The organism is Chondrinema litorale (assembly GCF_026250525.1).
GTDB classification, from domain to species: Bacteria; Bacteroidota; Bacteroidia; order Cytophagales; family Flammeovirgaceae; genus Chondrinema; species Chondrinema litorale.
Map to the genome: position 1 here is coordinate 73,782 of NZ_CP111044.1, position 22,924 is coordinate 96,705.

19 protein-coding genes are annotated in these 22,924 nt (G+C 33.1%); 15 read left to right on the forward strand and 4 right to left on the reverse strand.

Features of this window, described 5'->3' with window-relative positions; translation table 11 throughout:
- Positions 1 to 59 precede the first annotated feature (59 nt).
- The 7 genes from OQ292_RS20670 (at position 60) to OQ292_RS20700 (ending at position 10,438) form a co-directional block, all read left to right on the forward strand.
- Positions 60 to 833 carry a BRO family protein gene (locus tag OQ292_RS20670; protein ID WP_284686330.1) on the forward strand — a complete coding sequence of 258 codons (774 nt, stop codon included), beginning with the start codon at positions 60 to 62 and terminating at the stop codon, positions 831 to 833.
- Positions 834 to 1,020: 187 nt separating this feature from the next.
- Positions 1,021 to 2,835: an SUMF1/EgtB/PvdO family nonheme iron enzyme gene (locus tag OQ292_RS20675; RefSeq protein WP_284686331.1), complete on the forward strand. Its 1,815-nt coding sequence runs from the start codon at positions 1,021 to 1,023 to the stop codon at positions 2,833 to 2,835.
- Between the two features lie 100 nt (positions 2,836 to 2,935).
- On the forward strand, positions 2,936 to 3,514 hold the full coding sequence (locus tag OQ292_RS20680) for an RNA polymerase sigma factor (RefSeq protein ID WP_284686332.1): 579 nt from the start codon (positions 2,936 to 2,938) through the stop codon (positions 3,512 to 3,514).
- A 39-nt stretch (positions 3,515 to 3,553) separates the two neighbouring features.
- The gene (locus OQ292_RS20685; protein WP_284686333.1) at positions 3,554 to 4,498 is read left to right on the forward strand and encodes an energy transducer TonB; all 945 of its coding nucleotides are present in this window, start codon (positions 3,554 to 3,556) and stop codon (positions 4,496 to 4,498) included.
- Between the two features lie 24 nt (positions 4,499 to 4,522).
- Positions 4,523 to 7,018, forward strand: coding sequence for an FG-GAP-like repeat-containing protein (locus OQ292_RS20690; protein WP_284686334.1), 2,496 nt, complete (start codon positions 4,523 to 4,525; stop codon positions 7,016 to 7,018).
- An 18-nt stretch (positions 7,019 to 7,036) separates the two neighbouring features.
- Positions 7,037 to 8,734 (forward strand): PorP/SprF family type IX secretion system membrane protein, encoded by a 1,698-nt coding sequence (locus OQ292_RS20695; protein ID WP_284686335.1) that lies wholly within the window; start codon positions 7,037 to 7,039, stop codon positions 8,732 to 8,734.
- 543 nt (positions 8,735 to 9,277) lie between these two features.
- Positions 9,278 to 10,438, forward strand: a complete 1,161-nt coding sequence (locus tag OQ292_RS20700) for a YybH family protein (protein WP_284686336.1) — start codon at positions 9,278 to 9,280, stop codon at positions 10,436 to 10,438.
- A 52-nt stretch (positions 10,439 to 10,490) separates the two neighbouring features.
- On the opposite strand, the gene OQ292_RS20705 is transcribed toward OQ292_RS20700, so the two are convergent.
- Both OQ292_RS20705 and OQ292_RS20710 read right to left on the reverse strand, forming a co-directional pair.
- Entirely contained in the window at positions 10,491 to 11,429 is a 939-nt protein-coding gene (locus OQ292_RS20705; RefSeq protein ID WP_284686337.1) for a cation diffusion facilitator family transporter, read from the reverse strand.
- 94 nt (positions 11,430 to 11,523) lie between these two features.
- Entirely contained in the window at positions 11,524 to 12,381 is an 858-nt protein-coding gene (locus OQ292_RS20710) for an AraC family transcriptional regulator (RefSeq protein ID WP_284686338.1), read from the reverse strand.
- Between the two features lie 296 nt (positions 12,382 to 12,677).
- Here OQ292_RS20710 and OQ292_RS20715 point away from each other — a divergent pair, with 296 nt between their 5' ends.
- From OQ292_RS20715 to OQ292_RS20735, 5 genes are all read left to right on the forward strand, one after another.
- Complete coding sequence (locus OQ292_RS20715) at positions 12,678 to 13,919, forward strand: PepSY-associated TM helix domain-containing protein (RefSeq protein ID WP_284686339.1); 1,242 nt, start codon at positions 12,678 to 12,680, stop codon at positions 13,917 to 13,919.
- A 12-nt stretch (positions 13,920 to 13,931) separates the two neighbouring features.
- The gene (locus tag OQ292_RS20720) at positions 13,932 to 14,276 is read left to right on the forward strand and encodes a hypothetical protein (RefSeq protein ID WP_284686340.1); all 345 of its coding nucleotides are present in this window, start codon (positions 13,932 to 13,934) and stop codon (positions 14,274 to 14,276) included.
- Between the two features lie 191 nt (positions 14,277 to 14,467).
- A complete protein-coding gene (locus OQ292_RS20725) occupies positions 14,468 to 16,855 on the forward strand; it encodes a TonB-dependent receptor (protein WP_284686341.1) in 2,388 nt (795 codons plus the stop codon).
- A 28-nt stretch (positions 16,856 to 16,883) separates the two neighbouring features.
- Positions 16,884 to 17,948, forward strand: a complete 1,065-nt coding sequence (locus OQ292_RS20730; protein WP_284686342.1) for a FecCD family ABC transporter permease — start codon at positions 16,884 to 16,886, stop codon at positions 17,946 to 17,948.
- A gap of 9 nt (positions 17,949 to 17,957) precedes the next feature.
- Positions 17,958 to 18,725 (forward strand): ABC transporter ATP-binding protein, encoded by a 768-nt coding sequence (locus OQ292_RS20735; protein WP_284686343.1) that lies wholly within the window; start codon positions 17,958 to 17,960, stop codon positions 18,723 to 18,725.
- A 17-nt stretch (positions 18,726 to 18,742) separates the two neighbouring features.
- Here OQ292_RS20735 and OQ292_RS20740 read toward each other — a convergent pair whose 3' ends face one another.
- The gene (locus OQ292_RS20740) at positions 18,743 to 19,900 is read right to left on the reverse strand and encodes an ABC transporter substrate-binding protein (RefSeq protein ID WP_284686344.1); all 1,158 of its coding nucleotides are present in this window, start codon (positions 19,898 to 19,900) and stop codon (positions 18,743 to 18,745) included.
- 40 nt (positions 19,901 to 19,940) lie between these two features.
- On the opposite strand from OQ292_RS20740, the gene OQ292_RS20745 reads away from it, so the two are divergent.
- The 3 genes from OQ292_RS20745 to OQ292_RS20755 all read left to right on the forward strand — a co-directional run bounded on the left by OQ292_RS20745 (position 19,941) and on the right by OQ292_RS20755 (position 22,404).
- On the forward strand, positions 19,941 to 20,870 hold the full coding sequence (locus OQ292_RS20745; protein ID WP_284686345.1) for a sucrase ferredoxin: 930 nt from the start codon (positions 19,941 to 19,943) through the stop codon (positions 20,868 to 20,870).
- A gap of 1 nt (position 20,871) precedes the next feature.
- Positions 20,872 to 21,999, forward strand: coding sequence for a chromate efflux transporter (chrA, locus tag OQ292_RS20750; protein ID WP_284686346.1), 1,128 nt, complete (start codon positions 20,872 to 20,874; stop codon positions 21,997 to 21,999).
- An 81-nt stretch (positions 22,000 to 22,080) separates the two neighbouring features.
- Positions 22,081 to 22,404 (forward strand): DUF3817 domain-containing protein, encoded by a 324-nt coding sequence (locus tag OQ292_RS20755; RefSeq protein ID WP_284686347.1) that lies wholly within the window; start codon positions 22,081 to 22,083, stop codon positions 22,402 to 22,404.
- 20 nt (positions 22,405 to 22,424) lie between these two features.
- Here the strand turns inward: OQ292_RS20755 and OQ292_RS20760 are convergent, their stop codons facing one another.
- Positions 22,425 to 22,895 carry an energy transducer TonB gene (locus OQ292_RS20760; RefSeq protein WP_284686348.1) on the reverse strand — a complete coding sequence of 157 codons (471 nt, stop codon included), beginning with the start codon at positions 22,893 to 22,895 and terminating at the stop codon, positions 22,425 to 22,427.
- Between the last annotated feature and the right edge of the window lie 29 nt (positions 22,896 to 22,924).

Genomic DNA, 22,924 nt, shown 5'->3' on the forward strand with positions numbered 1-22,924 from the left:
CATTTGGATAAAAGCTTTATCATCACTCCTTCCTCCCAAAAATAATTAAACATACCCCAATGAATGAAATTAAGCTATTTGATGATAAAGAAATCCGAGCTGCATTAATTGATGGTGAGTTGTACTATGCAGTTGTGGATGTAATTGAGGTTTTAGCAGAAAGTGAAAAACCTAGTAAATATTGGTCTGCATTAAAGGCTAGAGATAAAAAGAAATCTGGCTTTGAGTTATCTACAATTTGTAGACAACTTAAAATGGAAAGTAAAAAAGATGGAAAACTCTACCCCACTGAATGTGCAGACAAAGAAGCTTTGTTGAGAATAATTCAGTCGATTCCATCACCAAAAGCAGAGCCGTTTAAACTATGGCTGGCAAAAGTGGGCAGCCAAGTAATCGATGAAAAAACAAGTAAACGTTTAGTGATTCATAGAAAATTAAAGGAAACCCAAGACTTGCTTTTCGATAATGTAAAAGAAAGAGGAGTTGATGAAGAAGGTTTTAAAAGAGTGTTGAAAGCAGGAGATAAATCGCTTTTTGGTGGAGAAGACATAAATAAGAAATACAGAATAGATGAGCACGAAGATGCTGATGATTACATGCATAATGTCTTATTGAGTGGTAAAACTTTTGGAACAGAACTTACCAATCTAAATGTGCAAAAAAATAACCTACAAGGTGAAGATGCTATTAAGAAAGACCATGAGCACAACAACAAAGATATTCGCGATGTGATTAAAGGAAATGGCTATTTACCCGAAGACATAGAACCAGAAGAAGATATCAAGAAAATAAACAAAAAACTCGAAGACAAAGACCAAAAGAAACTGGATTAAATTCGAATCCTTCCCTCCCACTAAAACCTCTTAAATAGCTTGTTATGTTGGCTGTTTGAGAGGTTTTTTTATGCTGTATTATTGATTTATACTTTTTTAGAATTGAAAATCTCATGATTTCCAAGAGAATATTTACTAAAACTCCAATTATTCCTATTTTTAGGCAAAGCATGGAACTAGTAGAAGTATGACTGAAACAAACTCTCATAAAGCCAAAGTATTTATCTCCTATGCATGGAGTGGAGAAAGTGAACGCATTGCCTCAGAAGTAGAAAAAGCACTTTCTGAAAAGGGATTGGAAATAGTGAGAGACAAATCCGGAGGACTTGATTACAAAGGCTTGATTAAAGAGTTTATGCAGGAAATTGGCAAAGGCAATTTTGTTATTGTAATCATCTCTGATAAGTACCTGCGCTCAGAGAACTGCATGTTTGAATTGATTGAGATTGCTAAAAATGGAAACTTTGCCCAACGTATATTCCCTATTATTCTGGAGGATGCCAAAATATACAAACCCATAGAGCAAGTTAAATATTTAAAATATTGGGAAGAACAGATAACAGAACTGAATGTTGCACTCAATGAATTACTAGATATAGGTGATACTGCTGAAATACAAGATGAATTATCATTTTACAAACAGATAAGAAAAGAGATTTCTGGTTTAGTAGGTCAACTTAAAAATATGAACACGCTTACCCCAGAAATGCATCAAAAAAGTAATTTCCAACAAATTTATGATCAGATAGAAGATGAAGTTAGTGTTAAAGAAAAATTTGATATAAAAAATGAATTGCTTAAAGGGTTTATAGAACCAAAGATTTCAAAATCAAAATATGAGTATGATCTGTTCTTATGCTACTCTATTAAAGACTTAAATTTCATTAATGATATAATTTTTGAACTTCGTGCATATAATATTAGGGTGTTTTCGTCAAATGATAACTTATCTACAAATGCAGGTAAATCATACTTTGAAAATATCAACTATGCTTTAGAAGCAAGTCAACACTTTTTATTAGTTTGTACTCCTAATTCAATGAAATCTGGTTGGGTAAAACAAGAGTATACTTCTTTTTTTTCAAATCAATTTATCAAATCAAAAGAAAAAAGAAGATTTTTAATTTTAAAAGGACCATATTTTGATGTAAGCCTTGTTCCTCAACTATTGCTAAATATCCACTTTAGCAATAATATTTCAGATGTAATAATGTCTTTGATAGTTAAACAAAATGTGATTAAAAAGACGCAACTACCAAATAAAAATCATCAAAATCTTAAGAAATTAACTAAAATTCCTGAATGGTTAGAGATGGTTTATGTTGAAGGAGGGAGTTATCAAATGGGCTACGATTCGGATGTAAATGGACAAAATAATGAGATGAAGAGTTCAGAGCCTATGCATCAAGTTAGTGTTGAGAGTTTTTATATTAGTAAATATAAATACTTGATAACACAAGAACAATGGGTGAATATTATGAAAGATAATCCTAGTAAGTTTAAAACTAATATAAAATGCCCTGTTGACAGTGTTAATTGGTTCGATGTTCAAGAGTTTATTAAAAGATTAAATTATAGAACAAAACAGAAGTTTCGCTTGCCATATGAAGTAGAATGGGAGTTTGCTGCTAGTGGTGGAAAACTAAGTAAAGGTTATAAGTATTCAGGAAGTGATGAAATAGATGAAGTTGCATGGTATAAAGGCAATTCAAATAATAAGACACATCCTGTTGGATTAAAAAAAGCAAATGAATTAGGTATATTTGATATGAGTGGAAATGTCTGGGAGTGGTGTGAGGATGACTGGCATAGTAACTATATTGGTGCCCCAATTAGTAATATAAAATGGGTTGATTTGGATTATAACAATAGTCGAGTTCAACGGGGTGGCAGTTGGAATCGTGATGAAAATAAATGTCAAATAATTTCACGTTCTGGTGATAAAGCAGGTTTCTGGAATTTAAGCATTAATGGTTTTAGATTAGTTACATCTGCAACTTGAATTAGTAATTGAATATCCTAAAAATTAATCTAAATCTTTTTGTATCTTTTTTTCCTCGTTTTCATTGAAGTGCTAAATGAAAACTAAATAGATGATTTAATTGGAAAAATTGCTGATCAGAAAGAACAAGAATAAGCCTGATGAAAAACAAGTTATTGAGCAGGCGAAAGAGAATCCTGAGAAATTCAGGCCGCTTTATGATTGGTATTACGAAGAAATCTTCCATTTCATCTACAAAAAAACGGGCGAAGAAGCCATTGCCACAGACATCTGTGCCGAGGTTTTTTACAAAGCGCTGGTCAATATTAAAAACTATAAAATTACCGAAACCTCTTTTATAGCTTGGTTGTATCGAGTAGCAATTAACGAAACTGCTGCTTATTTCAGAACTACAAAGAAAGAGCGATTGGTGTTGTTGGGCGATTACCAAATTCATTTTCTTCAAACAGAATTACAATACAAGAATCTTAGTGCTAGCGAAATGCGACATTACCTCAATTTGGCCTTTAACAAGCTAAAACCAATGGAGGTAGAGCTAATAGAACTGCGCTTTTACGAAGAAAAATCTTTTAAAGAAATCGGAGAAATTCTGGAAATCACCGAGAACAATGCCAAGGTAAAGACTTATAGAACACTTGATAAACTCAAAGAAATATTGACTAAGTCAGGTATCAAATAACTGGAAAGCAATAAAGACTTCAATGAAAATAAATAGATAATGGCAGCAAAATTTAAAATAGTTGGCAAACTGCCTTTTATTTCCAAAAAGGAGGTGAGCCAGACTAAAAACTTTGACAAACTCATGTCGCGGATGGAAGCCGAAAAAGTGCCTGAAAGTGTTTGGTCGGGCAAGAGATTAACAGCAATGATACTAGCAGGTGTTTTGGTGGTTTCTTTGGGTGTAGGTATTACGGTTTATCAGTTAACGGGGGACAGTGAGCAGTTAACAGATAACAGTGGACAGTTATCAGTTAGCAGAGAGCAGAGAGCAGATAACAGTAAAAATGGTGCAGTAAACAATGATCAAAAAGCGGTGATCAGTGAACAGGAAACAGTTAGCAGAGAGCAGGTATCAGATAACAGTGAACAAGAAAAAGTTGTCAGTGATCAATTAACTTTGGACAAAGAGGAATTTCAAGTTAGTGATAACTCTTTGGAAATAGAAGAAATAGTATCTAATAAGCTAAAAAGTGAACAGACTAAAACTGCTGAAAATCTCGAAAATAAAGGACTAGCAAGTATTGCATCTAATAGTAATTCGAAGATTAATAAAACTGAAAATACTTCTGGAATGTATGATGAATCATCATTAGAGCTGGAAGCAGAATCTGATCATCTTTCCGATGAGCAAACAACAGTATTGGACTACGAAAAAGCGCAACCAATTGTCGGGTTTGATTCGCTTTACAGTTATTTTGCTAGTGCCATTAATTACCCCGATAGTTTACGGCCTCAGCAAGTCTATGGCAAAGTAGTAGTTGAATTTGTTATCAACAAATCGGGCAAAGCTGAGCAGGTAAAAGTGCTTGAAAGTTTGCATCCGGATTTAGATAAGGAAGCTGTTCGGGTAGTTAAGCAAATGCCCAACTGGACACCAACTAAAGTTTATGGGGAGCCAATCGCTTCTAAAATGAGTATTCCCATCACATTCCAATTAAAATAATTACCAAAAATATCGCATCTGATCATGAAAAAAACAGCATTTATTTTTTATATCTTATGGCTAAGCATTGCCTTTTTTAAACTCCAAGCACAGATTTTTAACCCAATAGATTTTTTACAATTTCCGAAGCTTAGTAATCCAGAAATGGTTTGGGCAGACTTAAGCAACAATGGTTTTCAAGATGCGATTATCTGTGGTGTAGATTCTACTGGTATGCAAAGCATTTTTATATTAAGCAATGCCAAAGATTCGATCGAAATTGTTCCTTCACTCCTGCCCGCTTTGGTTAATCCAAAGTTCAGTTTGGCTGATATAAATCACGATGCTTTTCTCGATGTTTTTATCTCAGGAACAGATTCTACAGGAACTTACAGAACAGAGGTTTGGGAAAACCAAGGAGAGTTAAATTTTACACCTTCTTCAATTAGCATCACTGGTTGGCAATCTGCAACGAGTATGTGGGTAGATTTAGATTGGAATGGTGATTATGATTTAGTGATGAGTGGAGTTGATGAAACGGGCAATAATCAATTCAAAATTTATAAAAATACCTCAGGTAGTTTTGAGGAATTAGAACCAGAAATTCCGGCTCTAGCAAACACGAGTTTTGAGCAGTTAGATGCAAACAGAAACGGTTATAGAGATTTGCTGATTACCGGAACTGATAGTTCAAATAATTATAAAACCTATCTGCTTTTAAATAATCAAAACTTCGAGTTTCAAACAGAAGAAATTGAAACTGATTTTGGAGGAAGTGAAATCAATGTGGGAGACATCAATCACGATGGTTTTTCAGACATTATTCTTTCAGGTAAAACCGCAACCAGAATCACAGAAACCAGAATTTACCTCAATACAAATTCAGGCAGTTATGAGCTTTATGAAACTTTAAATAACTGGCAAGCTCATGAGCTACTCATAGCAGATCTAGATAAAGATGGTTTGGCGGATATCTTTTTTGCAGGCATAGATGAAAACGATGAACACAAAACTGCCATCTATCAATACGATTCAGTAAGCATTACTCCTGCCTACATTTTGCTTGATACGCTTTTGCCTTCAGCTTCTAAAGCTGCTTTAAGTGATGTTGACCTTGATGGTGATTTAGATGTTTTTTTGTTCTCAGAAAATGCAGATAGTACCGGAATTTATATCAATGATTTCAAAGGGAAAAACTATGCACCTGCGACACCATACAATCCGTTTGCGATTGCAATTCACGGTAAAACACTATTTTCTTGGTTAGCAAATTACGATGATCTTACTGCAAGAGAAGTTTTAACTTATGAGCTTTTTGCAGGCACTAGAGAGTATGGAGTCGATTATGTTTCGCCATATTTCCATACAGAAGGTGGAGTTAGAAAAATGACTGCTCATGGCAACATTGGTCAAAACAATTTCTTTACGCTTAATAAGCTGATTAGTGGTCGGGTATTTTGGGGTGTGCAACCAGTAGATAATTCATTGGCAAATAATGCATCTAACAATTCCATTTGTACTGGCAATGTCTTGTACGATTGTGTAGATATTGAATTGAAAGATACGCTGCTTTGCTTTGGTAATTCACTGCAACTTGTCGATCCGATTGAAGATAAAGAAGCCATTTGGTTTTCTGTGAATCAGGGTTACCTCGGCACCTTCGATACACTCAACATTTCTCTTGCTGCTGATGATACGATTTTCTATGTAGTTCCTAATGATTTAGACTGTGCTTTAGCAACTTCTTGGAGTATCAAAATTTTAGAACAGAGAGAGAATATATCTTTAGGAAACGATACAACAGTTTGCGAAGGTGAAGTGCTCACTTATCAAGTCCCAGAAGGTGAATGGACTGAGATTAGCTGGCTTTCTGAATCACAAGGTGAACTTAGTACTGAGAACGAAATCACTTTTGAAGTTTTTGAAAACGATCAATTGATTTTAATTACAAAAGATAGTGCAGGTTGTGTGTTTTCAGACTCTGTTTTAATCAAATTGTTTGAAACCACAGCCTATGCATCTGAAGATACGACAATTACTGAGGGAGAAAGTGTGAAATTAGCCGCTTTAAACGCTTTAAGCTATTTATGGAGCCCAAATTACGCAATTGATGATGTAAATTCCTCTACACCCACGATTTCGCCTTTAAATACAACTGAGTACATTGTGACAATGCTCGATTCTACAGGATGCACAGTGATTGATACAGTTTTGGTTACGGTAGAAGGTTCAATTGCCACTGCACAAGTATTTATACCCAACTTGTTTACACCCAACAACGATGGCAACAATGACGCTTTCAGACTGTATGGTTTAGAAAATGTAAATAGCATTTCTTTTCAGATTTATGATGCACAAGGTAATCAGGTTTTTGGTTCTGATAATATTGGCACTTTGCAGCATACAGGCTGGGATGGTAGTAAGTCTGGTAGAACTCTAAAAAATGGAACATACTTCTGGCGATTGAACGGGGAATATCAAAATGGTGAGCCGATACTTTTTGAAGGAAAACAAGAAGGTTTTATTACCCTACTCCGATAATATTTAGCCGACCTACTTATGCTTTCATTTTTAAAAACTCCTGATATGTTTCTGTCAAAAACTGGTTTACTTATTTTAATTCTGTTGATGATTACCTGTATTGATTTACAAGCACAATATCAGAATTTTTCACAGTACAATTTTTCACCAGACAGAATTAATCCTGGCAGATTCATAAAGAAAGATGAAGCAGCTTTGCGAGCAGTTTACAGAACTGTAAATACCAATTTGAATATGAATCTTAACACCATGTATGCTTCAGGTTCTTACCCATTAGGAATCGTCAGTTCTGAGTCAGGTTGGGGCGCAGTCACTTTCTCTGTTTTTGATGATGCAACTACACAATCGGGATTGTTCAAAACTACCGAATTAAATCTGGGCTATACGCATGTTTTGCAAATTGGTAAGTATCAGACTTTGAGTTTTGGTATTTCCACCAGATATACAGACAAGGGAATCGATCTCAATAATTACACTACTGGCTCGCAATATTTGCAAGGTGATGGCTTCGATCCGTCTATCGATTTAGGTGAAAATGTAGATGATTTCCAGTCGAGATATTACAGCATTGCCGCGGGGATTTACCTCAAAGGAATTGATCTAATTGACAAAGCCTACTTTATGGGTATTTCTCTGTATGATGTGAATCAACCTAACGAATCTGTTTTAGCAGGTGAAAGCAGTATTCCTTTTACTTTACAGTTTGAAGCAGGTTATCACATCTACGACGAATTGCATTACGCCATCATTCCATCGCTTTTGTATACCAGAAGTGGAGGTACAGATTTGCTTAATCTTGGTTCTGCGTTTCAGTATAGACCCAATGATGTTAAAACCTTAGAATTGCAAACCAGATATAAAGTGGCCAAGGCTGTGGTGTTGGGTTTGCAGTATCATACTCCTCAATTTTCTGTTGGCTTTAGTTACGATTTACCTACTAGTGCTAGAAGTGATATTTTCAGTAATGCTTTTGAAATTGGTGTAGAAATTAGGAAAAGTATTCTTCCGAACCGAAGTCTAAAAAGTAAAGAGGATGAGGAAGATAATAAGAAAAACAGAAAGAAAAAGCGGAAAAAGAACAAGAAATCTAAAAAGAAAAAAACTCAGGAAAAGCTAAATAAAAAGAAAAGCAAACAAGTACCTGCTATTAGAGAAAATACATCTGAAACAAACATCACTGAAGAAGAAATTTCAGAAACAGATTTTGTGGAAGATGAAGAAAATATTCCAAATAATCGAGAAGAGCAACTACAAGATACTAATGCTTTAGTAGTACCAAGTGTCAATATTAGGGATACAGATTCTTCAAAAACAAAGATTGAAAATGAAGTAAACATTCAGGTAGGAGAGATTGAAGACGAAACGCCAAATTTAATTCAAAAAACTGGAGAGGTTTATTTCGATTTTAACACAACTTCTCTGAATAATGATGCTAAACAAATTCTCGATAGCTGGATTACTGAATTGGCAGCAAACGACTTTCTAAAATTGATCATTATCGGCCATACAGACAATGTGGGTTCTAAAGATATCAATCAACAGATTTCTATACAAAGAGCCAATTCGATTAAATCTTATTTAGAAGATGCTGGTATTAGTAATAGCAAAATTTCTGTAAAAGGAAATGGAATGGCTAAGCCTGCATATGAGAATACAAATGAAACTGGAAGAGCAAAAAACCGAAGAGTCGAATTAATTTTAATTAAAGTAGAGTAGGTAGGGGAAATTTCCCTTGCCTATCTTTCTTCCTTTTTAAAGCTTTATCTAGCATTTTTAATTTCAATATAAATATGTCTAAATAAATTTGATTAGACCTCAATAACAAAGTGCAAAATTGATTAATTCGCCATTTGTAGCTTAAAATCTAGAATAATTTAATTTTACGCACTCTATTCTCTAATTTCTTCAATATAATTTCAAAAAACACACACTGAGTAAAGTACAAATTGCTATTAACCTCTTCAGTTTATTTCTGATAGGCTCAATCATTTATGATTAAAATTTGAAATAGTTGAATTTAAAAAAGAAAAAATTACGAAAACCATAATTCAACAGTCGGATATTTGATTTTTATTAAGCAAAATATAAAGTTTGGGTATGATGCAGATCTGCTTATTTTACATACTACCAATTATTAATTACATAAATTAATATTCTTTCCATCCAGTAATTTTTACAACCTGCACGAAGAATTACTAACCCACGATTGCCTCCAATCAGGTGATTTGTTTTTTATCATTTATTAAATGCAATTTTGATATGAAATCACTACTTCTAACTTTTTGTGTTTTGCTTAGCTATTGTACTTGGGCTCAAGATGATGATTCGAACATGTACAAAGCAGATGAAAAAGCGATAATAGAAACTTTAAATAAAGAGACAGCTGCTTACGAAAATAGAAATTTTGACGAATGGTCAAAATACTGGATTCATCAACCATATTCTGCACTTACTTACACTTTTACCAGAGGGTGGGAAGATGTAGAAAAAATGATGAAAATGGCAATGGATAACGATCCGGATGCAATGACAAATTTAGAAGTAAAGAAAGATTTTAACATCAAGATTTCTGGTGATTTGGCTTACGCTACATTTAGAATTGATCATGTAAGTGAAGATGGAGAAGTAACTAGCACATCAAGAAGTTACAGAGTGTTGGAAAAAGAAGATGGTATGTGGAAAATGGTATTGGTTGATGGCTACAATCAATCTATGGAGAAACACATTAGCATGAAAGCTTCTGAATTATTAGATAAAGTGATTAACTACTATGATCCTGAAAATGCTTGGGCAAGTTTTACTGGAAGTATGAACTCGACTTGGCTAAGAGCAGATGGATCATCTGTAACAGAGCGATTTGATATTAGAAACCCTGATGATTTCTATCAATGTACAAGATTTGAAAATGGCAATATTGCTATTAAAGGGATGGAAGATGGAAATTACTTTGCATCACTCAATGGCATGGAAGACATCTCTGAAGATAATATGAATAAGTATGAGCTTACTGAAGATGCAACAAACATGTTTTATGCACACCATCGCCAACATTTCGCGCTTCCAATGGAGTTGAAAATGTCAGGAGCCAAGTTGAATGAAAATATAGAAATCAGTAATATTAATGGAGCTAATTATTTTGTAATCACTTTCGTAGGTGAGAAAGATAAAGTGAATAATAAATATTACGAAGGTGAAACCAAACTAGCTGTAAGACCAAATGATTTTTCATTAATGGGCACGCATTTTAAAGGAATGAATAATGGGGAGGAAATAATGTTTTATAGCAACTTTGAAGGTGAAATTAATTTAAATAATTTAATAGTTCCTAGACATAAAGAAGTTTACAAATACAATCCAGAAACTGAAAAATATGAGTTTATGGGTTCAGATAATTTTTCAGAAATTATACTACCAAAATAGGCCATTTGAGTAAAATTATAACACAGCCCACAGTTTTATTGGGCTGTGTTTTTTATTTATTCATATATTGACATTTTGATTCGCAACTTTCCATCTGTATGGTAGGGTGTTGAATGTGGTAATTTGCCATTACACCTTCAACTTCAGTTTGCACATATTGATGTAATACTAATTGATCATCTTCTGTAACCAAGTGGAGGGTACAAACATGGTCGTTACCATCCAAAGTCCAAACATGAAGATTATGTATACTTCTCACTCCATTTATCTGAAGTAAATCATTGCTCAGTTTTTTCATGTCTATACTTTCAGGTACAGACTGAAGCAAGACTCTTCCACTAGAAATTAGGTTTTTGGTAGCATTGTATCCAATAAAGCCAGCAATGCCAATTGCCAAAACAGGATCAATCCAGTACCAATGAGTGAAATAGATAATAACTCCACCAATTAGTACAGCCGCCCAACCCAATACATCTTCAAGCAAGTGCAACATAATGGCTTTGCTATTATGGTTATGCTCATGATTGTGACCATGTGCATGATGGTGATGAGCATGATCTTCTCCTCCAGAGTTTTTAATTTTGATAAAGGCAATTCCGTTAATAGCAATACCCAAAACAGCTAACAAAAGCATACCCTTACTGTTTACAACTTCTGGATTCATAAGTGCTTGAAAAGCATTCACTAGCATAATTACAGCACCACCTAATAGAAACACAGACATACCTATTGCTGAGAGTAGCGAGAATCTTTTATATCCATAAGAGAATTTTTCATTCCCCTTTTTCTTCGAAATTTTTTCCAGCACAACTGCCAAACCTATGGCTAATGCATCAACAAAATCATGAAAAGCATCTGCGATAATTGCTGTGGAGTTAGTGAAAATTCCACCCACTACTTCAATTACAGAAAATATTGCATTGAGCCAAAAGGCGGTTGATAGTCCTTTTTCATGCGAATGATTATGCTGGTGTGAATGATGATGTCCCATGATTGACTGGTTTATTTGACTATTTGATTAATTTTATACAAATAAACGAGGTAATATGTGGCAAATCAATGGAAAAGATAGAGTAAGTATTGGACTAATCGAGGTAAATGCTTTTAAATTGCAGTGCAGACATGCCTGTTTTGTTTTTGAAGAACCTAGAAAAGTAAGCATAATCTTGATAACCAAGTGCTTCTGCAATTTCTTTTACTGTTTTGTTTGAATGGAATAATAATCGTTTTGCTTCCAGAATGATTCGATTATGAATATGGTAACTTACAGAAAAGCCCGTTATGTTTCTCACGCATTCATTGAGGTAGGGGAGGGAAAGGTTTAAAGCAGTGGCATACTCAGAAGGTTGTTTCATTTGGATAAAAGACTGACCTAATAATTTTTTAAAATCATTGGTGATAATTTCAGGTCGCGAATTATTCGTAATTAGTTTGTTATTTTCTTGAAATTGAGAAATAATAAAACCCAACAAAGCATTACAGTAACTACCTAAAAGTAATGCTTTCATTTTTTCACTTTTTCGTTTGTGAATTTCTAAACAAAGTGAGCTTGTATCTAATAGAACTTTTGCATCTTGTTCATTCGGAACGATAGGTTTGGAGTGATGCATAATTTCTTCTATCAATTCCAGATAGGTTTTGTCTATCATCTCTTCTTTAAGCGAAACCAACATAATAGATGCCTGCTTAGCTGATAAAATTCTGTGCACCTGCCCGGGATATACATAGACGATAGCAGTTTTATCTATCACTTGCTTTTCAAAATCTAGCTCGACTTGTACGCAGCCTTTTTCAATAATCATAAAAAGATGATAATCGTGCCGATGAGATTGATCAGCTTCTTTGCCAAAAGTAGATGTTTCAGAATCCATTCTATTCACCGCAATTCCATGAGTTACATTGTGATGTAGATGATTTACCGGAATGGACTCTTTTTTATGCATAAGTTTTAATATTTCGATTTTCTTATAAAGCTAATTACAAGAATTCGGATATAAAATTTCTAAGTGCTGAAGAATAAATCCTTGTTCATATACCTTCTTTAAAAATCTTCCTTTACACGGAAAAATGGATAAAAGCTTCTATTTAGGCTTATTTGGGTGTTTTTCTAGAATAAAACAAAGCAAATATTTTCATTAATGCTCCTTCTCCCACATATTTGCCATTATTTTTAATTAATCTAAATAAAATTAGATTTTAAGAGAAACTTAAATATCCATTTCGAAAAATAGAGATCACAATGGAATCTGAAATCAAAAAGAAAAACTGGGCAAGTCATCAAAGAAATTGGTATGGGAAGTGGCATGTTTGGCTTGGGTTAATTGCAGGTTCTATCATCTTTATTGTAAGCATTACGGGTACCATTCTGGTTTACCGTGATGAAATCGACATGGCATTAAATCCAGAGATTTTCGAAATTGATAAAGGCAAAGAGCATTTAAGTTTTCAAAAAATAGTAAGTCAATTAAAAACGGATCATCCAGGTTGGGAGCCGATATTCATTTTTAAATCAGAGAGTGGACCTAATTATCCTTATCGGCTAATTCTCGGAGATGATAAAGAGAAACAGATTTATGTTAATCCTTTTAATGGAGAAGTAACCGGAGCAAGAATTCATGATTCCCATTTTATAGGTTTGGTAACCGAAATCCATCGAACATTGCTCATTCCAGTAGTTGGGAGATATATAGTAGGTATCAGTGCTTTGATTCTGGTGATTCTAACCATTAGTGGATTAAGGTTGTGGATTCCAAAACAATGGAAGCATCTTAAATCTCGACATACTATAAAAAGAAAGGCTAGTCTTAAAAGGCAGAATTACGATTTACATCAAGTGTTGGGTTTCTATTTTGCTCCGATGGTGACGCTAATTGCACTTACAGGAGTTGTAATTACCTTTCTCAATATATTGGCACCCATCATGTTTTTGTTAAGCTTTGAACCACCCAAATCGTTGGAGCAGATTATGAGTAGCAAATCTGTTTACGAAGAAGGTTACAAAACTATTCCAATTGATTCTGTAGTTGCTATTGCAGAAACAGCCATTCCTGATTGTGAAGTTGTAGGTTTGGGTTTACCAATGAAGAAGGACACAGCAAAAGTCTTTACAGCATATACAGAAAGTCCATATGTTACAGAAACAGGTAACAATAATTTTATGTACATAGATCAGTATAGCGGTAAAATCAACTTTAATACGAATTCAGATTTGCCAAATACTGGCAAGATGTATTTGAATTGGGTTACACCTGTGCATTATGGAACTTTTGGAGGTAATGTAACCAGAGTTTTGGCTTTTATCGCTACACTTATTCCACCAATATTATTTATTACAGGCATTGTTATTTGGTTGCCAAGATGGAAAGGGAAGAAGAAACGGAAGGCCAATAGTGATTATTCAAAAGGGAATGTTCAAAGAAGAATGAATGCCATTCCAAAACCTGTTATTTCAAACCGAAAAAAGGAAAACGTAGAAAGTTAAGCTTAATCGATTATGAGTACTATTGTTTCTAATTCACCTTGGTTTTTAGTTCAATTTAAGTCTGGGTTAAAGTATGCGTTTTATTTTATGGTGATTTCTTTTGTAATGGGGACTATCTATGGCGCTTTCGGAGGTTTGTTTATAGAGCCAGCTTTGTTTGCTACTAGTCTGGTGGGAATGTTTTGCATATTGAATTTCATTTTTGCGATACTGGCTGCAATTGTAAATTCTTTGCTATTCATTTTTCGGAAAGGGAATAAATCAGTTTACAGATATTTTGGACTTTCACTTGGTTTCGCTTTGGTATTTCTAAGTTATTTCTACCTATTACATTTGTTTAAAATCGAAGTGTTTTAATATTTGCACAATCGATAACCTTATTAAGGTATATCCTGCCTGTATTTGATCATTAAAGAAATGCAATTATAGCATGTGAATTTAACTTCAAACAAGTTAAGTTTTTTTATGCTAATATATATGAGTGTATTTAACGGTATCGGTTTATTGTATTTTAAATAAGATTTAAATTAACCTTATACTAATGATAAATGAAACTAAATCAACAAACTTATCACTACAAACAACTTAAATATTCTTTTACAAAGAATACTAAGATATTTTACAGTATCAATTTTACTATCGTTCTTATTTTCTTTTTTGTTACGCAGTCTTTTGGCCAATTCACACTTTCAGGAAAAATCAACACTATAGATAAAAATATACTTACTGATGCTACCATAAGTATTCCTAAATTAGGAAAAAATACAATTACCAATGAGTTAGGTATTTTTTCAATTGAAGGACTACCAAATCAACAAATCGAATTGCTTATTAGGCATGTAGGTTACCAGACTATTCAGAAAACAGTTTTTATTAGAAAAGATACTTATATAGAGTTTACACTTTATCCCAAAAATTATATTTTAGAAGAAATCACAATTGCAGATAGTATCGGAAGCAATTACAGAGTTTCAGATGCACAAGTAGGTCCATTAGGTAAGATATCAGTTAAGGATATTCCATATTCTTTTAATGTGACATCCAGTGATTTAATTGAAAATAGAGGATCACATACTATGGCTGATGCTTTAAAAACAAATCCTGCAGTTGCGGTATTAATGTCTTCTAATACTTATTCTTCTATGTCACGCATGATGATTCGTGGTTTTAATGCTGCTGATCAAAGCGAATTGCGTGATGGACTTACAGATAGAAGCTTTTCCTATGTCCCTATAGAAAATGTAGAAAGAATAGAAGTAATGAATGGCTTATCTGGGTTTTTATATGGATTTTCTGCTATCGGAGGAACTGTAAACTATGTTTCTAAAAAGCCCACCATGTTTCCTTTAGCCAGTCTATCGATAGGACAATATGGAGGAGGAGTTAACTATATACATGCTGATTTAGGGGGGCGGGCCGATAAAAGTGGTAAAATGGGTTTTCGTTTTAATGCTTATAAAGAAGGAGGTAGTACATATATAGAAGGTAGTGAACAGTCTAGAACGTTTATGTCTGGTGTATTAGATTATGAAATATTTCCTGGTACTAAGTTAACTGCAGATATTTACCATCATTCATTAGATATGGATGGATTACAAACTTATTTTGCATTGCCATCTTCTATAGAAAGTGTTCCTGCTGCGTTTGATCCAACAAAACAATATGGTCAGTCATGGTCGTTTAATCAGGCTCAAAAAACACTTATTGGAATTTCTATTAATTCTGATATTAATGAAAACTTAAGTATAAGAGCAGCTCACAGGTTTGGCGATATGTGGAGAAGTAATGCATATGTTTCAGCATCTTTGTTAGACATAGCAGGAAATTACGAAGAGACTTATAATACATCACCTACTCAGCTTGAAACAACTCATTCGTCTTATCTATTAGCAGATTTATCGTTTCATACTTTTGGTATTCAGCATCAGATTACATTAGGTTATACTGGTACTTCTTTTTATTATGAAAGAGGAGTGAATGTCTCAGACTCATTAGGTATTTCAAATGTTGCAGAACCTACAGAATATGATGTACCATCTTACCCAGCTGGACTTACTACCTACTTAGAGCAACATATGGATAATTTTCTTATAGGTAATAGAATGACATTTACAAAAAGTTGGTCTTTACTTATAGGTTTAAATTATGCATCAATTTCGCAAGATGCAGGTGGTATAAATACAGGTATTAGTACGAGCAATTTTAATCAACATCAAGTTACACCATCCATTGCATTGACCTTTAAACCTTTAAAAGAAACTTCAATTTATCTTTCTTATATGCAAGGTTTGAGTACTGGAGGAACTGCTCCGACTACAGCAGCAAATGCATTAGATATTCTTTCCCCAGCAGTAAGTGATCAATATGAACTTGGAGTAAAATCTACTTTTAGTAAAATTGATATTACTGCAGCACTATTCGATATAAATAAGGTGAATGAATATGTAGATCCTACTGATAATGTGTATAAGCAAGATGGACGTGAAGTTCATAAAGGGTTTGAATTAACTGTGAATGGCAAATTAATAGAAGGCTTAAATATAGTGGGTGGTTTTACTCTAATGGACGCTAAGATGACACGTACAGCAAATAATCCAGAGATAGAAGGTAAAACCCCTATCAATGTTCCTGAAGAGCAAGTTAGATTATACTTAGAATACGCATTACCTTTTGTCGATCAAATAGTAATAAGCACAGGGGCTAATTATTTTGGGAAAAGACCTATTGATAACTTGAACGAATTGTATTTACCTTCTATAACAACTAATGATTTTGGTTTACGCTATCATCAAAAGATTTTAAAACATAATGCTTCATTTATATTTAATCTTTCTAATTTTTTAAATAAACATTATTGGATTAATTATAGATCTGGCGATGGTTTGCAATTGGGAACACCAAGAGTTTGGTCTTTGAGTATAAAATACAACTTGTAAATACTAGTAGATTAAGATATTTGTAGTAATGAACCAGCTTAAAGATCAAACTAACAGTTCAAAGGAAATTTACCATAGTATTATCAGAAAGAAGTTTATTTGGTTACTCCTTACTTTAGTTTTATTGTTTTTGTTCTTTATGCTCGATGTATTGATTGGTCCTTCTTGGTTAAGTGTAAATGAAGTTTTAAATGCCATTTTTTCGAGTTCTTATCAAGAAAATACTAAGAATGATATAATTGTAAATGTCATCCGTTTACCAACGGCCACAATGGCATTGGTAGTGGGTGCATCTTTGGGTACTGCAGGTGCTCAAATGCAAACAGTCCTTTCTAATCCTTTGGCTAGTCCTTATACACTAGGTGTATCTGCAGCAGCTTCATTTGGTGCAGCTGTTGCAATTGTTATTTGTAATGATCTCCTACCAATAGATGAAATAATTATAATACCATTTTGTGCATTTATCGCTTCTCTAATATCTTCTTTAGCCCTCTTTTTAATCTCCAAAACTAAGTCGGTTTCAATCCATATGATTATTCTGACAGGAGTAGCTTTAAGTTTCTTATTTAATTCACTTTTGTCTTTAATACAATACTTTTCTAAAGACAATCAGTTTGAAGCAATTGTGCTTTGGATGTTTGGTAGCTTACAAAATGCTACTTGGATAAAGGTGATAATAGTGGCTGTTGTTCTTAGTATTTGTTTACCACTGTTTCTAGCTGATGCATGGAAGTTAATGGCTTTACAAATGGGTGACGAAAAAGCAAAAAGTATGGGCATTCAAACTGAAAAGTTAAGGTTACAGGTAATTGTAACTGCTTCAATTTTAACCGCTGTTTCTGTGTGTTTTGTAGGTGCTATAGGCTTTGTAGGTTTGGTTGCACCACATATAGCTAGAACTTTAGTTGGAGAAGATCAACGTTTTTTTCTTCCATCCTCAGCTTTATTAGGTGCTTTAATGTTGTCTTTTGCTTCTATTGTAAGTAAAACTATAGTGCCTGGTGCAATTTTTCCAGTTGGAATTACTACTTCTCTAATTGGAATTCCATTTCTTTTATCCATAATTCTCAAAAAAAGAAAAAGATTATACTAATACAACTCTATGCTACTAGAAATTAAAAATCTTTTTTATAGTTATAACAACCATTTTGCTTTACAAGATATCAATTTGAAACTTACTCCTTCATTTATTTCTGTAATTGGACCAAATGGTTCTGGTAAATCTACTTTACTTAAATGTTTAGCAGGCATATTAAAATATAAGGGAGAAATTTGTTTCAACGAAAAGCAAGTTAAAAATTTCGATAAATCATTTTATGGAACATTGCTAAGTTATTTACCACAACAACTTAATTATGATATCAATTTTACTGTTTTTGAAATGGTCTTATTGGGTTTAACAGGTTCTCTTGATTTAAAAGTTAGTGATGAACAGTTGGCTCAGGTAATGCAGACATTAGAAGAATTACATATTGCCAATCTCAGTAAAAGATATTTATACGAGTTGAGTGGAGGGCAGCAACAGATTACAGCTATTGCTCAAGCAATAATTAGAAAACCTAAGATACTTGTATTAGATGAACCTCTAAACAGTTTAGATATTCATCATCAGTTTGAAATTTTGGAAATTATCGAAAAACTCTGTAAGAGTAAAAATATAATTACATTTTTTGCGCTGCATGATTTGAATTTAGCTGCCAGATATTCAGAGAGAATTATTGTTATAAACAAAGGTAGAATTTATGATGATGGAATACCTTCAAAAGTTATTACAAAAGAAATGATTCAATCAGTTTATAAGATTGAGGCTGAAATTATCCATGCAAGTAATAAGTTATATATTCAACCTATGGGCTTATTGAATAACTAGCTTATATATAATAAATATTAGTAAAGCCTTATCATCCAAACACCGCTGTAATCAACAGGCATAAATTTTTCATAAAATTTTTTTAAGTTTTCTTCTGGATTTAAAACAGGAAAATGAGATGGATAAAAATATTTTGATAAAGCTTGAATAGAAGCGAAACAAACTATAGATGCTGAATTGTGAAATACACTATAGATACGTTTGTTTTTTACTGCAGATAGCTCTTTCCAACCGGGGCGAGTTGTGAATCCTAGTAATAATTCATTTGCCTGATCTAGCTTTACTTGATAACCTAATTGCATAGCATGTTGAGATGTATTCCAATTTTGACCAGTAATTATAATTACATCTGGCTCAGCACTAAGAACATATTCTGGATTTATACTTTCCATTTTAGATGCAATTCCATCAGCAATGTTATTTACTTTTAGTTGATGTAATACAGCTCCCCAAGAAGTATATGTTTTAGGAATTCCCGAACTTCCATAAGTTTGCCCAAATTTTTCTGGTCCACCAACGCCGGCTTCCAAATATACAGAAGGAGATTTAGGTTTATTGGTATTAATTTCGTTTAAAACAAAACTAATTTGATCATTTACAAAGTCGGTTATCTGTTTAGCTTTTTTTTCTTTTTTGAGAATTTTCCCAAGTAATGTAATACCATTTTGTGGACCTTTAAAAGGATCATTTGAACCATCCAGACAAACCACAGGCAAGCCTGCATTTATAAGTTTTTTCATATACCAATAGCCTCTTTCTATCATATATTTATCAGCTATAATGAGGTCTGGTTGTAGATTTACAATTTGTTCTACACTCAATGCATTGTTGTAAACACTACCAGTTACAGTTATATCTTTTAAAGATGGAAAACGTTTTATAAATTTTTGATAGGCATCTGCATCATCAGTTTTTAAGTCTGGGCCCCAAGCAATAAGTTTTTTTGGTAATTCATCTCCTAACAAAACTGCTAAACTATAAATGTCTTTACTTCTCAACAGTACAATTCTTTCTACATTTTCTTTAACAAATACCTCGTTGCCAGCCAAATCAATGTAGCGAATCTTATTTTGTGTTATAAGTTGTTCATTAGCTTTATTGTAATAGTAAAAGATTCCCAAAATTGATAGAATTATGGAGATAGATATAATTAAAATTATACTTTTATTATTCATATAAAATATTTTAAAAGTCCAATTTATTGCTTTAATTGCAATGAAAGCAAAAATTTCGAATATTAATAAGAACAGGCTTATGAATGTTGATTTTTGTTCTTTATCATTTGCTTCCTCATTTGAAGGTGTTCTAGCAACTGCCCCAGTTATTGAGCGATTGCTCTTGATAGAGTACAATAAACCTTGGACAGAACAACCCATAAAAAACAATGATTTACCAAACGATGTAAAAAAGTATCTGCAGCAATGTATAGATGATCAGATTTTCTCTCGTATAATACTAATCAAGCATAAAAAAAGTGAAAAGGGGAAGATTAATATTTATGCAGTTAATAACCGAGCTGTATCTCCATTTGTGAATCATTTTCTAATAAAAGATTATGATGAGTTACTACATATGGATTTTACAAAATGTTTTGGAGAATTAGAGAGTGCCAAACTCAATAAGGAATTTTATCTGGTTTGTACAAATGGTAAAGTTGATAAATGTTGTGCAAAATTCGGAATTCCTCTATACAAATCCTTAGAAGCTCTTGATGAAAATGTTTGGCAATGTACTCATATTACTGGTTGCCGTTTTGCTCCAAATGTAATCAGTGTTCCATACTTACATTACTATGGCCATTTAGATTTAAAGGAAATTCCTCAATTGTATCAATCTCTAAAAGGAAAAAAGATATACAGTCCGAAGTACCGGGGCAGAACCTGTTTTACAAATGAGGTACAAGCCGCTGAGTATTTCTTGAGAAATGAAATTGATGAATTTGACTATCAAAGTTTGGAAATGTTGAGCTCAAAACATGAAGGTGAACTGTTTTATGTTTGTTTTTTACATTTAGAATCAGGAACAAAATACATTATTGAGCTTTCATCCCAAAAATCAAAAGAAAAATATATTCTTAATTGTAAACAGACTAATAACCATGTGATGGTTTTTGATCTGATAAAAATATTCAAAAATAAATCATAAAATGGCTAAAAGTTCCCTCAGAGAAATTGCCGAAGTTTTTATAAAGATTGGTCTAATTGGTTTTGGTGGCCCAGCAGCACATATTGCTTTAATTGAAGAAGAAGTTATTGAAAAAAGAAAGTGGATGAGTAAAGAACATTTTCTTGATTTAATTGGTGCTACAAACCTCATTCCCGGTCCCAATTCTACAGAAATGGTGATGCATTGTGGCTTTCATAAAGCGGGATGGAAAGGGCTTTTTATTGCTGGGTTATGTTTTATTACTCCAGCAATGATGATTACTGCAGTATTAGCTCATCTATATCTTCAGTATGGACATTTGCCAGCAGTAGAACCTTTTATCTATGGAATTAAACCAGCAGTTATTTCACTAATTATCGGTTTATTAATAAAACTCACTCAAAAGGCTTTAAAATCGTGGCAACTTGGTGTTGCAGGAATTACTGCTATGTTATTATCGTGGTACGGTATACACGAAATCTATATATTCTTCGGAATTAGTTTTTTAGGTGTATTAATTAATAACTTAATGAGCAAAGACAAAGTGGCTTCTGTATTTATACCTATAACTTTTTTGCAACTAGCTACTCAAGTTTCAGACTGGCTAGATTGGAAATTATTTTTAACTTTTTTAAAAGTTGGAGCAATATTATATGGAAGTGGCTATGTATTATTTGCTTTTTTAGATGCAGAATTGGTAGATAAAGGTATTTTAACTACACAGCAATTAACAGATGCCATTGCTGCAGGTCAATTTACTCCAGGACCTGTACTTACTTCTGCTACATTTATTGGTTGGCAATTAGGCGGCCCTTCAGGAGCTATTTTAGCAACTCTAGGAATATTTTTACCTTCATTTATTTTTGTAGGTATCATTAATCCGATGGTTCACAAATTAAGGAAGTCAAAAGTAATGTCGACATTTTTAAATTATGTGAACATAATTGCTGTTGCATTAATTTTTATGGTTTCACTAAAAATGACCTTAAGTTTTATATATGATTGGAGAGCCATAATAATAGGTTTAATAAGTGTAATAGTAACTCTCAAATACAAAAGGATAAATGGGGCATTCATTATAGTAGGTGGGGCTTTTTTAGGTTATTTGCTCGCTTTTATCCAGATTTAATTTGTATGAATATTTTAAGTTACATTAAAAACTTTGATGACTAGTGTTTAATCCTGAACTTTACCTCAAAAAATAAACATCATGAATTTTAAATCAGCTATCGGAAGGTTACGTCTATTTGCCATCTTAGAAGGTATTAGTTATTTACTATTTGGAATCACTATGCCACTTAAATATGGATTAGGCATAAAAGAACCCAACTTATATGTAGGTATGGCGCATGGTTGGCTTTTCATCGTCTATGTAATTCTTTGCATACAGAACATCTATCTTAAAAAGTGGTCATTTAAAGTAGCTTTTTTTGCTCTGGTAGCCTCTTTAATTCCATTTGGTACTTTCGTTGCAGATGCCAAGATATTTAAGCCAGAGAGTTTGAAGGATGCAAAAGTTTACCCTGAAAGTTAACTTCAGGGTTCAATAATCTATCAGTTATATTTAAAATTAAAGGGAATTGTCATTCTACTTTTTACTGGGCTTCCATTTTTACTTGCAGCAATCCAAATTGGACTTCCTCTAAATACGCGAACAAGTTCTTCTTCACATTCAAAACACTTCCCATTAAGAATATATACTTGTTTCGGAATGGTCAATAATGAAAGTTCTTCTTCAGTGAGTGGCCTCACAGAACTCTTATCTACATTTCCATCTTCATTAATAATAAGTGTGATATAGACCTTACCTTCAATCCCTTTTTGCAAAGCTTCATTTGGATATCTAATTGTTTTTTTGATGTATTTATAAAGTTTTTTGTATCCACCTTTAGGTTCAGGTGGAGTATCTGGAATAGGGAAATTATCTTTGAATACCTCTTTTAGCTCGCTGTTTTTTGAACTTTGAGTCCACCCTGTAAGTGATGCGAGTAGTAAAAAAATAAAAACTAAAGTGCTTTTTCTCATAATAGTAACTACACATTTTTATATTCCTC

What these genes read in the sequence shown, in the direction of transcription:
- OQ292_RS20670 (WP_284686330.1), top strand. Translation starts at nt 60, where the DNA reads ATGAATGAAATTAAGCTATTTGATGATAAAGAAATCCGAGCTGCATTA.
- OQ292_RS20675 (WP_284686331.1), top strand. Translation starts at nt 1,021, where the DNA reads ATGACTGAAACAAACTCTCATAAAGCCAAAGTATTTATCTCCTATGCA.
- OQ292_RS20685 (WP_284686333.1), top strand. Translation starts at nt 3,554, where the DNA reads ATGGCAGCAAAATTTAAAATAGTTGGCAAACTGCCTTTTATTTCCAAA.
- OQ292_RS20690 (WP_284686334.1), top strand. Translation starts at nt 4,523, where the DNA reads ATGAAAAAAACAGCATTTATTTTTTATATCTTATGGCTAAGCATTGCC.
- OQ292_RS20695 (WP_284686335.1), top strand. Translation starts at nt 7,037, where the DNA reads ATGCTTTCATTTTTAAAAACTCCTGATATGTTTCTGTCAAAAACTGGT.
- OQ292_RS20700 (WP_284686336.1), top strand. Translation starts at nt 9,278, where the DNA reads ATGAAATCACTACTTCTAACTTTTTGTGTTTTGCTTAGCTATTGTACT.
- OQ292_RS20705 (WP_284686337.1), bottom strand. Translation starts at nt 11,429, where the DNA reads ATGGGACATCATCATTCACACCAGCATAATCATTCGCATGAAAAAGGA.
- OQ292_RS20710 (WP_284686338.1), bottom strand. Translation starts at nt 12,381, where the DNA reads ATGCATAAAAAAGAGTCCATTCCGGTAAATCATCTACATCACAATGTA.
- OQ292_RS20715 (WP_284686339.1), top strand. Translation starts at nt 12,678, where the DNA reads ATGGAATCTGAAATCAAAAAGAAAAACTGGGCAAGTCATCAAAGAAAT.
- OQ292_RS20720 (WP_284686340.1), top strand. Translation starts at nt 13,932, where the DNA reads ATGAGTACTATTGTTTCTAATTCACCTTGGTTTTTAGTTCAATTTAAG.
- OQ292_RS20725 (WP_284686341.1), top strand. Translation starts at nt 14,468, where the DNA reads ATGAAACTAAATCAACAAACTTATCACTACAAACAACTTAAATATTCT.
- OQ292_RS20730 (WP_284686342.1), top strand. Translation starts at nt 16,884, where the DNA reads ATGAACCAGCTTAAAGATCAAACTAACAGTTCAAAGGAAATTTACCAT.
- OQ292_RS20735 (WP_284686343.1), top strand. Translation starts at nt 17,958, where the DNA reads ATGCTACTAGAAATTAAAAATCTTTTTTATAGTTATAACAACCATTTT.
- OQ292_RS20740 (WP_284686344.1), bottom strand. Translation starts at nt 19,900, where the DNA reads ATGAATAATAAAAGTATAATTTTAATTATATCTATCTCCATAATTCTA.
- OQ292_RS20745 (WP_284686345.1), top strand. Translation starts at nt 19,941, where the DNA reads ATGAAAGCAAAAATTTCGAATATTAATAAGAACAGGCTTATGAATGTT.
- chrA (WP_284686346.1), top strand. Translation starts at nt 20,872, where the DNA reads ATGGCTAAAAGTTCCCTCAGAGAAATTGCCGAAGTTTTTATAAAGATT.
- OQ292_RS20755 (WP_284686347.1), top strand. Translation starts at nt 22,081, where the DNA reads ATGAATTTTAAATCAGCTATCGGAAGGTTACGTCTATTTGCCATCTTA.
- OQ292_RS20760 (WP_284686348.1), bottom strand. Translation starts at nt 22,895, where the DNA reads ATGAGAAAAAGCACTTTAGTTTTTATTTTTTTACTACTCGCATCACTT.